Source organism: Streptomyces guryensis (assembly GCF_021261325.1).
Classification (GTDB): domain Bacteria; phylum Actinomycetota; class Actinomycetes; order Streptomycetales; family Streptomycetaceae; genus Streptomyces; species Streptomyces guryensis.
Window position 1 is genome coordinate 25,611 of record NZ_JAJSBI010000030.1, and the last position, 12,719, is coordinate 38,329.

Here is a 12,719-nt window from a genome sequence, read left to right on the forward strand (position 1 = left end):
TACGTCGGCGGGCCGCGACAGCGCTCGGTCCCCCGTATGTGAAGGCGCCGAGGCCGCATCCCGAGGTCGGCTGCGGCAGCGGTACGGTGTGCGGCAGTCGATCGCCTGTTCCGCGGTCGCTGACCGATCAGGGGGTTTCATGAAGCACCGCCGCCCGCGCCAGAGTAATAGAGCGATCGCCAGAGCGGTCGGTTCCGCGGGTGCGCTGGCCGTCGCACTGGGTGTGGGGATGACGCCGGCGATGGCCGCCGGGAAGACGTCCGACACGACCACGGCCACCGGGTTCTCGCCCGACGAGCCCGAGCCGAAAACGGACTGGGCGCCCGAGAACGACGAGGGGCCGCTGGCCCAGAAGTCGGTGCACCCGGAGGCGTTCTCGTCGAGCCGCACGGCCGCGTCCGCTCTGCAGCTCAAGATGCCCGCGCCGACCGGGCCGAACAGCGTGGGCATGGTCGGCCTGCACCTCGTCGACTCGTCCCGTACGGATCCGTATGTGGGCGGCAAGCGCGAGCTGATGGTGTCGCTCTGGTACCCGGCCACTGCCACGTCCGGGCACTATCAGGCGCCGTGGATGCCGTCGATCTCCGGGGCCCACTACCTCAACACGCACGGGATGTCGCCGCAGCAGGTGACCCTGGCGACGACCGCGGGCCATGTCCTCGCCCCGGTGAAGACCTCGCTCGGCAAGCTGCCCGTCCTGCTGTACTCGACCGGACTGCACTCGGACCGCGCGCAGGGCACCGCGCTCGCCCAGGATCTCGCCAGCCGCGGCTACCTCGTCGTCACCGTCGACCACACCCACGACGCCAACGAGGTGCAGTTCCCCGGCAACCGGCTCGAGCTCAACGCGATGCCGGCGGGCACCCACTCCTCGGACACGCTCAAGGTGCGCGCGGCCGACATCAAGTTCGTCATCAACAAGCTCGGCACGATCAGCAGCGGCGGCAACCCGGACGCGGGCCACGCCACGCTCCCCGCCGGGCTGTCGGGCGCCGTGGACATGTCCCGCATCGGGATGTTCGGCTGGTCGCTGGGCGGTGGGGCGGTCGACACCGCCATGCAGCTCGACAAGCGCATCGCCGCCGGTGCCGACCTGGACGGCCAGTTCTTCGGTACGGCGCCGAGCAAGGACCTGGACCGCCCCTTCATGCTCTTCAGCTCCGGCACCCACAACCGCAACAACGACAGCTCGTGGCGCACGCTGTGGTCGCACCTGAAGGGGTACAAGGTCGACATCAAGCTCAAGGGCGCGGCGCACCTGTCGTTCTGCGACCAGGAGTGGATGGTGCCGCAGGAGGCCGGTCTGCTCGGCCTCTCCCAGGATCAGATCGAGCAGCAGTACGGCACGATCGACCCGGACCGGGCGGTCCAGGTGCAGCGCGTCTACCTCGCCGCCTTCTTCGACCAGACGCTGCGTCACAAGCACAGCACCCTGCTCGACGGGCCCGCGGACAAGTACCCGGAGATCTCTTTCGTCCGTTGACCGGGCAAGCTGACCGGGCAGACCGACCGGACAGCTGACCGGACAGCCGAAGGGCCGGGCCTGTTCCCGGGCCCGCCCTTCGGCGTGTCGAGGGGGGCCGGGCCCGCGTGCGCCGCCTCCGTCCGGGGGTCCTGTTAACTCGTACGACACATGCGGCGAACATGTGATGGTTATGTGACAGTCGGGGGTTAGGATGTTCGTTCCATCGAACATTCGGGCGCTCGGCGCCAGTTGAGGAAGGATCCGTTCCCCTGCCCTCCGCACCCCGGGCGCCGCGCCGACACCGCATCCGCCGCCGCGCCGATATGCCGATGCTTGGCGGGGTGCGCCCGCCTATAGCCTCACTTGTCATACTTCTGCTGGTGGTCGCCGCACTGACCGTGATCGGCCTCGACGGTGTCCGCGCCGCGCCCATCCCGCAGGCCGTGTTGAACGGGGAGCAGCAGATCGCCTCGGACACCGCGCAGTCGATGCGCACCGCGATCGACGCCGAGGCGGGCACGGTACGCCGTACGGCGGGCGCGTACTCGGCGACGAGCACAGCGACCCCCGCGACCACCCTCAAGGCGCTGACCTCTGCCAGGAAGGCGATCCTCGGCAGTGCGCTGCTCGACCGGCACACCGGCAAACTGCTGGCGGCCGGCGGCAAGACAGTGCCGCTGGCCGGGGTGGACGCAGCCAGGACGGCGTCCCGAGCGGTCCCGCCCCGGCTGGTGACGTCGGGCGGCACGCCCCAACTGCTGTACTTCGCCAGGGTCACACTGCCCGCGCAGCAGGACCCCGACCAGGACCAGTACCAGGCCCCGAACCAGCCCGAGCGGCAGTGGCTGCTGGTGGTCTCCGAGGCGCTCCCCTCCGTCACGGCGTACGGCGACGGACGCACCGCCGACGTACTGGACGCCGGCGGCACGGCGCTCGCCACCGCGGTCCACGGCAAGGCGTCGCCGGCCGCCGCCGACAGCGGTCTGTCCGCGTCGGCGACCCGCGCGGCGCACGGATCCGGGAGTGACACCGACGCCTCCGGGAGCCTGCTGGGCGCCACCACCGGCAGTCGGCACACCGTGGCCGGCTGGGCCCAGGTCGCCTCGGCGACCGGTCCGGGCGACACCGACGACCTCGGTCTGGTGGTGCTCACCTCCCACGCGGTGCCCGCCACGACCACCGCCGCCGACTACTCGCGCTTCGCGCTCGCGGCCGCCGGGGCCCTGGCCGGGGTCGCGCTGCTGCTCGCGCTGGCGCTGTACTTCTCCGTGCAACGGCCGCTGCTGCGGCTGTATCTGTCCGCCGGCCGGCTGGCCCGGGGCGCGACCCAGGACCGGCCGACCGCGTCGGCGGAGCTGTCCCGGCCGGTGCCGGTGCACGGCTTCGGGGAGCTGGCCCGGATCGGGCGGGCACTGGACTCGCTGCGCCGGCAACTGCTCGGCGAGAGCGGCCCGCAGGACTTCCCGGCCCGTCGCGGACCGGGCTACCGGGCGCTGGCCGTGCTCGGCGTGGTGGTGGTGGGCTGCTGGGCGGTGCCGATGGTCTTCCTGCTGAACCGGGCGGACGACGTGTCCGCGGTTCCGGCTGCCGTCCTCGCCGACCAGCAGGCGCGCACCGAGATCGCGACGGGCCGGATCCGGCAGTCCCTCGACCAGTCGTACACCGACCTGAGCACCGCGGCCGCCAGCCTGCCGGGCAGGAGCCGGGCCGCCCAGACCGAGGTGCTGCGGCGGACCCTCGCCGACCACAGGCAGTACCGCTCGCTGTATCTCCTGGACCGCTCGGGCGGCATCACGCTGAGGGTGGGCGGCACACCGCTGCGCACCCGCGTCCACGTGCCCGAGGGCGGCGGGATCACCACCGTCAACACCTCGGGCCGGATCCCGGCGATCGCCGGCTACGCCCAGGTTCGGGCCGTCAAGGGCAAGGCCAAGGCGGCCGGGGTGGTCCTGTTCGGCGAGATCGACGTGAAGGCGCTCAACTCCATCCTGCCCAGGCCGAAGCTGGGCAGCGTCTGGGTGACGGACGGCAACGAGAAGGTGCTGGCGGCCAGCGTCGGCTACCGCGCCTTCCAGTCGCTGCCCGACTCCGGGCTGACCCGTCTCGCCCGCTCCACCCAGAGCGCCCCCGGGACGGCGGGCACCCCGGCCTCGGCGGTGCACCTCACCTCCTCCGGCCCGTCGGTCGACGCCGCCGCGCCGCTGGCCCAGAGCGGTCCGACGGCCCGCCTCGGCTGGCACGTGGTGACCGCGGAGCCCGCGGCGGCGCTCCAGATCCCCGCGGTGCAGGCCGAGCAGCGCACCATGCTCGCCGGCATCCTGGGCCTCGCCGTCGGTGCGGCCTGCCTGGGCTGGCTGCATGTCGTGGTGATCCGGCCGCTGCGCGCGGTCGCCGTACTCGTCGAGCGGCTCGCCGGCGGAGACCGCCGTACCGTGCTGCATCCCGTCAACCACGACGAGATCGGCTCGGTCACCCGCAGCCTGGAGCTGATCCGCCAGGCCCTGGCGGAACGCGACCGGGCGGCCAGATCCGGCCAGGCCGCCAGGCCCTCCCGGGCCCTGCGTGAGAACACCCTCCAGCGGTAGAAGGACGGAATCGGCGTGCTCTTCCTCTATGTCATCGTCCTGCTCTGCTGCGCCGGGCTGTGGATCGCTGGGATCCTGGAGCAGCGGCGGCACTTCGCCTCGCTGGAGCAGATACCTACGCGGGTGCTGGTCAACGGCATCCGCGGCAAGAGTTCGATCACCCGGCTGTGCGCGGGCGCGCTGCGCGGCGGGGGCCTGGTCACGGTGGCCAAGACGACCGGCACCGCGGCCCGGTTCATCCACCCGGACGCCACCGAGGAACCGGTGTACCGGAAGTTCGGCATCTCCAACATCGTCGAGCAGATCGGCATCGTACGGCGGGCGGCGACCTACCGGCCGGACGCGCTGGTCATCGAGTGCATGGCGGTGATGCCCGCGCTGCAGGAGACCAATCAGGAGAAGCTGATCCGCTCCACGATCGGCGTGCTGTGCAACGTCCGCGAGGACCATCTGGAGGAGATGGGTCCGACGCTGGACGACGTAGCCCGCTCGCTCTCCCGCTCGATGCCGGTGGGCGGGGTGTGCGTGACGGCCGAGAAGGACCGGCTGCACATCCTCCAGGAGGAGGCCGACAAGCGGAACTGCCGGCTGATCGCGGTCGATCCGGAGTCGGTCACCGACGCCGAACTGCGCGGCTTCAGCTGGTTCACCTTCAAGGAGAACGTGGCGATCGCCCTCGCCGTCGCCGAGCTGCTCGGCGTGGAACGGCAGACCGCGATGCAGGGCATGTGGGACGCGCCGCCCGACCCGGGCGTGCTCTCCGTGGAGCGGTACATCACCCCCGACGGCGGACGGCTGCGTTTCGCCAACGTCTTCGCGGCCAACGATCCCGAGTCGACGCTGATGAACGTGAAGCAGCTGGAGGATCTGGGCGCGATCAGACGGCCGATCAACGTGGTCATCAACTGCCGCCCGGACCGGGTGGAGCGCAACGGCCAGATGGGCGCCATCGTCCCCGACCTCGCCGCCGAGACGGTGTTCCTGATCGGCCATCCGACCAGGAGCGCCCGCGACGCGATTCCGGCGGGCTTCACCGGGCGGGTGGTGGATCTCGGCGGCGACCGCCGGGACCCCGAGGAGCTGACCGCGGCGATGCTCGCGGAACTCGGCCCGGTCTCCTCACTGGTGGCGATCGGCAACATCCACGGTCAGGGCGAGCTGTTCCTGGAATGCCTGGCCGAGCTGCCGCTGGACGAGTCCGAGGACCTGTTCGACGCCGTTCTCGACGGCGACGGCCTGGACCAGGAGACCATGCAGATCGCCATACCCCGGCCGCGGGTCTCGGTGGCCCGGCCGCCCGAGCCGGAGCCGTACAGCTGGGTGGCACCGCTGGAGACACCGACGTACGCCTTCCGCGTCCCGGAACAGCGCGACCTGGCCCGCCGGTTCGCCGCCCGCCACGGCCGGTCCGACGACCAGAGCACCGCGGACGACCCGCACCACTCCCACGACCGGCACCACTCGTACGATTCGCCCCAGTCCACGAGGAACCAGTGATCCCCGCCAACCTCACCGCACAGACCGCCGCACTCGGGATCGCCCTCGGGCTGGTCTTCTCGCTCGTCTGCTATCTGACCACCAACCTCTCCCCCGGAGGGATGATCACCCCGGGCTGGATCGCCCTCACGCTCGTCACCGACGTGCGGATGGCCGCGCTGATGGTCGGCGTGGCGGCGCTCACGTACTTCATGACCAAGCTGCTGCAGCGCACGGTGATTCTCTACGGCAAGCGGCTGTTCGCCGCCGTGGTGCTGTGCGCGGTGCTGATGCAGACCACCGTGATGCTCGCCCTCAGCCATGAGTTTCCGCTGCTGTACACATCACAGACCCTTGGCTTCATCGTCCCCGGCCTGGTCTCCTACCAGATGGTCCGGCAGCCGGTGGCGGCCACGGTCATCTCGACCACGGCGGTGACGCTGGCCACCTACGTGGTGCTGGTCTCCGGTCTGTTGCTGGGCGCCCTGCCCACCGGCTGACCCGCCCCAACCCCTCTCACCTCACGCTTCCAGGAGGATCGGCCATGCACTCCAACCCCGTCGGCAGACGCGGCGGCCCGACTCGCCGCGCCGTGCTCGGAACGATCGCGGGCGTCGCGGCCGCCGGGGTGGCGGGCGGGTACGCCTGGGACCACCACCGGCACGGCAGCGACGACGGCGGGGGTGCGGTCGCCGACGGAACGGGGGCCGGCCCGAGCGCCCGGGCCACCGGGGCCCATACCTTCGAGCGGTTGTCCGCCCCCGCCCGCACCGTGGTCCGCGCCGCCGACGGCGGCACGCTCGCCACTTTCACCGACGGAGCCCGCACGGCCGTCCTCACCGGCCCCACCCGCAGCTTCAGCGAGCCGCGGACCACCGAGGCCAAGGTGACCACCGACGCCTGGGTACGGGTGCTGCCGCACGAGTGGCAGCAGGGCATGGAGAAGTCCGCCTCGTTCAAGAGCTGGTTCCGCAAGGCGCTCGGAGACACCAGTCCGGACGTCTTCGCGGTGGCGTTCCAGTACAGCAGCGCCGGGGCGCCCGACAAGCACAACGCCGCCGGCGTGCGTTACGCGGGCACCGCGCACTTCGGCCCGCGCAATGCCGCGGTCAACAACCCGCTGGACTTCGCCTTCCACGACGAACAGTCCGACTTCTACGACTATCTGGGCCTGCCCTGGACCTTCCCGGACGGCACGCGTGTGCAGCCGGAGCAGGCCCGCTACGGCGACGCCGACTGCTCCGGCTTCCAACGGCTGGTGTGGGGCTACCGGATGGGCATTCCCCTGCACAACACCAACGGCAAGGGTGCCGGCCTGCCGCGCCGCGCGTACGCCATCGCAGCCGACGGTCCCGGCCGTGTGGTGATCCCCCACACCGGCAAGCAGCAGGCCACCGACCTGAGCGTCCTGCAACCCGGCGATCTGGTCTTCTTCGCCATCATCAAGGACCGGCCCGACTTCATCGACCACTGCGGTATGTACATGGGCCTCGACGACCAGGGCCGGCACCGCTTCTATTCCAGCCGCTCCGCCGCCAACGGCCCGACCATGGGCGACATGTCGGGTCACGCGCTGCTGGACGGCACCGACTTCTACGCCCGCGGCTTCCGCGCGGCGCGCCGCCTGTGACCCCACCGCACGTGCACCGCCGCCTCACCTGACCTGCTGATCCGAGGACCACTGCCATGACCGCCATCCCCGCCGTCCAGCCCACCGGCGCGCACCGAGGCCGCCGGGCGGCGACCCGCCGTTCCGGCCCGTCGGAGGACGCCCCGCGCTGGGAGCGCCCGGCGCTCGCCGCGGTGCTGGTCGTCGCCGCGGTGCTGTACTCCTGGGGCATCGGGAACGCCGCGCTGCACCCCTTCTACGGCGCGGCGATACGGTCGATGTCCGAGAGCTGGCGGGCCTTCTTCTTCGGCGGGCTCGACGCGAGCGGTTCGATCACCATCGACAAGCTGCCGGGCGCCTTCTGGCCCGACGCCGTCTCCGTCTGGCTCTTCGGCCCGCACACCTGGGCGGCCGCGCTTCCGCAGGTCGTCGAGGGCGTGCTCACCGTGTGGCTGTTGCACCGGATCGTACGGGCCTGGGCCGGTCCGTTCGCCGCGCTGATCGCCGCGCTGGCGCTCACCCTCACCCCGGTCACGGTGGCCCTCAACCGGGCCACCATCCCGGACACCGCACTCACCCTGCTGCTGGTGGCGGCCGCCGGAGCGCTGCAGAAGGCGGTGCGCACCGAGCGGCTGCTGCCGCTGATCACCTGTGGGATCTGGGTCGGGCTCGCCTTCCAGGCGAAGATGCTGCAGGCGTGGCTGGTGCTGCCGGTCTTCGCGGCCGTCTACCAACTCGCCGCGCCCGGAGCCCGCTTGAACCGGGCCCTGCGTGTCCTGCTGGCCGGCGCGGTCGCCTTGGCGGTCTCCTGCTCCTGGGTGCTGATCGCCTGGGTGACGCCGGCCGCGAGCCGCCCGTACCTCGACGGCACGTCCAACAACGATCCGTTCACCCTGGTCTTCGGCTACAACGGCCTGAGCCGCTTCAGCAGCGATTCCACCGCGTTCGGCGCCGTCGCGGGCACCGCCGCCAGCCGCACCACCGGCAACACCGGCTGGGACATGCTGATCAACGACACGGTCGGCCCGCAGATCGCCTGGTTCCTGCCGCTCGCCGTGCTAGCCACGGTCCTGGGCATCGTCTGGCGCGCCGGGCAACCGCGAACCGACCCGCTGCGCACGGGATTTGTGATGTGGGGCGGCTGGCTCGCCATGCACACCCTGGTGTTCAGCGCCTCCAACGGCAACCACGCCTACTACACGGCCGTCATCGCCCCGGCGCTCGCCGCGCTGGCCGGCGGCGGCCTCGCGCTCTTCCGCTCGGAGTACGAGGCGACGTACGAGCCGAAGCCGGAGGCCCAGTACGAGCCGAAGCCGGAGGCGCAGCACGAGCCGAAGCCGGTGGTGCAGTGGGAACCGACGCTTGAGGCGAGGTACGAACCGACGCTGGAGTCAAGCTACGAATCGGCGAGGGAGGCCGAGCACGAGGCGGGCGGCCGACGGCACCTGGCGCTGCCGGCGGCGATCGCGCTGACGGCGGGGTGGGCGCTGGTGCTCGACTGGCCGACCCGCTTCGCCTCCTGGCTGTTGCCGGTCGCCGTGATGCTCGCGCTCTGCGGTGTGGTGGGCCTGTGGAGCCGCGGGCCGCGCACCTCGCCGCGGATGATCCACGCCGCCCTCGCCGCGGGGATCGCGGCCACCCTGGTCGTACCGGCCGGCTGGGCCGTCTCCGGCCTCAACCCGATCTACGCGGGCGCCACCACCTCGCCGATGGCCGGTCCGGTCGGCAAGTCGTACTACGAGCATCCCCGTCACGCTCCGCGGAGGCCGGGGCTCGGCCGGCCCAACGCCCGCGTCACCGCCCTGCTCGACTACCTCACCACGCACCGCCACGGTGAGAAGTACCTGCTCGCCACCCAGGCCGCCTACACCGCCGAGCCCCTGCTGCGCGCGAAGTCCGAGCCCATCCTCGTCATGGGCGGCTTCACGGGCAGCACGCCCTTCCCCACCGCCCAGCAGCTCGGCAGCCTCGTCGCCACCGACCAGCTGCGCTATGCGCTGCTCACCAGCCAGCGCACCACCACTCCCGCCACCACCTGGGTGAAGTCCCACTGCACCCGCATCAAGCCCACCGCCTACGGCCGCCGCACCGACGGCAGCTTCGTCCTGTACGACTGCAAACCTCAGCGGTGAGGCGACGGCCCCGGAACGGGACTCATCCGGAAGCGACAAGGACTCCTGGTCGAAGGACGGCGTCAGTTTCCCCACCGGGGAGAAGGGCGGCGGGGACCAGGCACTCCAGCTGCGGGCCGCCACGGACGGGACCACGCGGGGCACCCTGCAGTCCGAGTTCCACCGCACCGGGCCGACCGTCTTCACCGGCTACAGGCGGATGACGATGAGGGCGATGTCGTCCGCTGCGCCGCCGGTGACGTCGAGTTGGCCCAGCAGTGTGTCGGCCAACTTGTCGGGGGCGAGGGTGCTGTCCTGGGCAAGGGCCGTGGTCAGGCGTTCCAGGCTGGCGTAGATGTCCTCGCCGCGACGCTCGATGAGGCCGTCGGTGTACAGCACCAGGGTGTCCCCCGGGGTGTAGGTGAGGCCGGCCTGGGGGCGGGGGACGTGGTGCGGTCGCGCGCCCAGTGGCGGATCGGTGGCCTGGTCCAGCAGCTCGCAGATCCCGTCCGCGTGCACGAGGACCGGCGGCGGATGCCCGGCACTGCTGTAGATGATCAGTCTGCTGCGCGGGTCGACGAGTACCTTGACCGCGGTCGCGGCCGTGGCACCGTCCAGCGAGCGGGCGTACAAGCCGAGGACCTCCAGGGCCTGGGCCGGGCTGGGTATGGCGCGGATGGCCGCGCTCAGGGCGCTGCGGAGCATGCCCATGACGGCTGCGGCGTGCAGTCCGTGGCCGACGACGTCTCCGACCGCCGCGGCGTAACGGTCGGGCGGCAGGTCGACGACGTCGTACCAGTCACCGCACACGTTCAGCGACCTGGTCGCCGGCAGGTAGCGCACGGCGATGCTGTCGGTGTGCCGGTCCAGGTCGGGGGCGGAGAGCATGGCTTCTTGCAGGGTGACGGCGACCTGCCGTTCGCGGGCGTGGGCCTGGCGCAGCTCCTGGTTCAGCCGGTGCAGCTCACGGGCCCGCGCGTACAACTCGGCGGCCATGCCCCTTTCCCGCTCCGCGAACTCCGCGGTCAGCTCGCGGGCCCGGCGGGAGTGGACGAAGGCGGTCACGTCCTCGGCCCGCTGAACGATCCACCGCACCCTGCCGTCGGCCCCGGGGATCGGAGTGTGGATCTCCGACCACCACCGCTCCTCGAACCCGCCCGGCCGCTCGGGAGCGGGGATGTCGTACCGCTGCAGCACCAAGGTGTCCGGTTCTCCGGTGTTCAGCACCCGGCGCAGTGACGCCTTGAGGTTCCGCTGCGCGTTCTCGGGCGCACCGGGGTTTTCCGGCAGGGCGTCGAAGAAGTACCTGTCGACCAGTTCGTCCCTGGTCCGTCCGGTGGTGTGCAGACAGGCCGGGTTGACGTAACGGATCACCAGGTCCGTGTCCAGTACCAGGTACGGGCTCGGTGTGGCTTCGAAGAAAGCCGTGAAATCGATCTCCGCTACCATCAGGCGCTTCCTGTGGCCCGCGAGCGCGACGGCCGACACTTCCAATCTACGTGTGATCCGGCATTCGGGCTCACCGGATGCGCCGAGCCGGACGCCGGGTGCAGGCGAGGTGATCAGGAAGTCCCGGAAATGATCGAGGGCCTCCTATCACCCCAGTGATACGAGGCCCTGACCTGCGATGACAGTCTCATCAAACCGTCGGGACGACAGGATTTGAACCTGCGAGCCCCTGACCCCCAGAAGCCGAGGCCAAGGTCAGAGGGTCCATGCAGTCCGGGGAGTCCGGCAAACGTCCAGGTCAGTAGCCTGAGACGTCGGCTGCTGTGAGATGGCCTGTGATAGATGCATCGCCGACAAGCCGCCGACCACGGAGCAGCTGTTCTTACTCGACCACACCAGGCACAACGCGTCCGTCGGGGACATCCGATGTCTCTGGCGTGCGGGGCCGATCAGGCCGACCTGCCTGCGAAGGACTTTGGGATCTTCGACTCACGCATCGTTGCCCTGCTGGACTTCGACGACGATGACAACCTGCTCAACATCGAGCTGATTACGGCACCTGCCGAGGTCGTGCGGTACTCCATCGCGCGTGACGCGGCGATGCACCTTTCTGATGCCTTGTCACCATTGATGACTGTCGGTTGGTATGGGAACTGTCCGCTACCGGAATGAACTTGACACTCGGTCAGAGACGCCCTGAGTACGACAAGGAAGGCTCTGTTCTGTGACCTTTCTGCCTTCTCTCCAGGTTGTTCGGCACCTTCGTATGCCGACGGCCGTTGCCGTCGTCCTGTATCTGGTGGCCGTTCTCCTCGTCGGTACTGCGACACCCGCCGCGGCCCTGACCAAGCCCGTCATCAACGGGCCGGTGTTCAACGATCCCCTGGGTGCCCCGGCACAGCAGAAGGCCATTTTCACCCAGCTCGTCCGGCTGATCGACGCGACGCCTGGCGGGGCGACCATCCGCGGCTCGATGTACGAGTTCCAGGACCAGGAGGTCGCCGACGCACTGCTCGCCGCCGACCGACGCGGCGTCAACGTCAAGATCATCGTCGATGAGTCGACCTACGTCGGCCAGGCGGGCGTCGAGTACAACAATCCTGCCTACCGGTCACTCAGATCCGGGCTCGGAACCAATGATGCCGCCCGCTCCTGGATCGTCGTCTGCGACGACAAGTTCGAGGACCCCGACGGAGTGGACGACGTCGTACGCGGTTGCCTGAGCGTCGCCCCGCCGGCACCGGCCTACAACCACAACAAGTACTTCATCTTTTCGAGGGTCGGGCCCTTCGATGACGGCACCAGCTATTCCAAGGTCGTCTTCCAGACCTCCTCGAACCTCTCCGACTGGTACAAGGTCGAGTCCTTCAACGATGCCGTGACCTTCACGAACGCCACCGTGTACGACGGCTACGCGTCGTACCACGAGAAGCAGCGCTCCGCGCGTTACCTCAAGGGCGGCAACAACCACGCGTACTTCTCCACCCCGACCGGCTCGACCTATCGGGCCTTCTTCTTCCCGCGCGGTGACTCCTCGTACAACAACCCGGCCACCGACACCATCGTCAACGCCCTCAACGAGGTCAGCTGCGCCTACACCGGCACGGACGGGAAACGGCACCAGACCGACATCCGCATCGTGATGCACGCCTTCTACGGCTCGCGCGTCCAGGTCGCCGACAAGCTGGCCCAACTGCGCGGCAGGGGCTGCTGGATCGACATCATCTACGCCGAGAGCGACTCCAAGATCACCGGCAAGCTCACCGCCGCCGGCATCCAGCACCGTAGGTGCCGCATCCCCAACGGTCCCGGAATCGATGTTCGCCCGCACAACAAAGAGATCTTGATCGACGGTGACTACAACGGCGACATCACACCGCGCGTCTACACGGGCAGTGCCAATCTGGCAGGGTCCTCGCTGCGCTCGGCCGACGAGGCAATCGTACGGATCGTCAGCGCCTCCTATCACTCAAAGTACCTGAGCACGTTCTACAAGATCCGCTCTGCCTGCGGCGGGTGATGCT

8 protein-coding genes and 1 pseudogene are annotated in these 12,719 nt (G+C 70.1%); 8 read left to right on the top strand and 1 reads right to left on the bottom strand.

All coding sequences use genetic code 11. From position 1 onward, the window contains the following. The first annotated feature begins 139 nt into the window (after positions 1 to 139). From LJ657_RS39525 to LJ657_RS39550, 6 genes are all read left to right on the top strand, one after another. Positions 140 to 1,483, top strand: coding sequence for an alpha/beta hydrolase family protein (locus LJ657_RS39525; RefSeq protein WP_232654517.1), 1,344 nt, complete (start codon positions 140 to 142; stop codon positions 1,481 to 1,483). 362 nt (positions 1,484 to 1,845) lie between these two features. Beyond that, the gene (locus LJ657_RS39530) at positions 1,846 to 4,050 is read left to right on the top strand and encodes a HAMP domain-containing protein (RefSeq protein WP_232654518.1); all 2,205 of its coding nucleotides are present in this window, start codon (positions 1,846 to 1,848) and stop codon (positions 4,048 to 4,050) included. Positions 4,051 to 4,065: 15 nt separating this feature from the next. Further along, positions 4,066 to 5,547, top strand: coding sequence for a poly-gamma-glutamate synthase PgsB (gene pgsB / locus LJ657_RS39535; RefSeq protein ID WP_232654519.1), 1,482 nt, complete (start codon positions 4,066 to 4,068; stop codon positions 5,545 to 5,547). Continuing rightward, positions 5,544 to 6,026: a poly-gamma-glutamate biosynthesis protein PgsC/CapC gene (locus LJ657_RS39540; protein ID WP_232654520.1), complete on the top strand. Its 483-nt coding sequence runs from the start codon at positions 5,544 to 5,546 to the stop codon at positions 6,024 to 6,026. Before pgsB ends, LJ657_RS39540 begins: the two co-directional genes overlap by 4 nt. A 44-nt stretch (positions 6,027 to 6,070) precedes the next feature. Next, positions 6,071 to 7,156 carry an NlpC/P60 family protein gene (locus LJ657_RS39545; protein WP_232654521.1) on the top strand — a complete coding sequence of 362 codons (1,086 nt, stop codon included), beginning with the start codon at positions 6,071 to 6,073 and terminating at the stop codon, positions 7,154 to 7,156. Positions 7,157 to 7,212: 56 nt separating this feature from the next. Then, entirely contained in the window at positions 7,213 to 9,267 is a 2,055-nt protein-coding gene (locus tag LJ657_RS39550) for an ArnT family glycosyltransferase (protein ID WP_232654522.1), read from the top strand. Between the two features lie 189 nt (positions 9,268 to 9,456). Here the strand turns inward: LJ657_RS39550 and LJ657_RS39555 are convergent, their stop codons facing one another. After that, on the bottom strand, positions 9,457 to 10,695 hold the full coding sequence (locus LJ657_RS39555; RefSeq protein ID WP_232654523.1) for a PP2C family protein-serine/threonine phosphatase: 1,239 nt from the start codon (positions 10,693 to 10,695) through the stop codon (positions 9,457 to 9,459). 346 nt (positions 10,696 to 11,041) lie between these two features. Here LJ657_RS39555 and LJ657_RS39560 point away from each other — a divergent pair. Then, positions 11,042 to 11,367: pseudogene (locus tag LJ657_RS39560) on the top strand (DUF6879 family protein); the annotation flags it as partial. A 94-nt stretch (positions 11,368 to 11,461) separates the two neighbouring features. Further along, entirely contained in the window at positions 11,462 to 12,715 is a 1,254-nt protein-coding gene (locus tag LJ657_RS39565; protein WP_232654524.1) for a phospholipase D-like domain-containing protein, read from the top strand. The last annotated feature ends 4 nt before the right edge of the window (positions 12,716 to 12,719 follow it).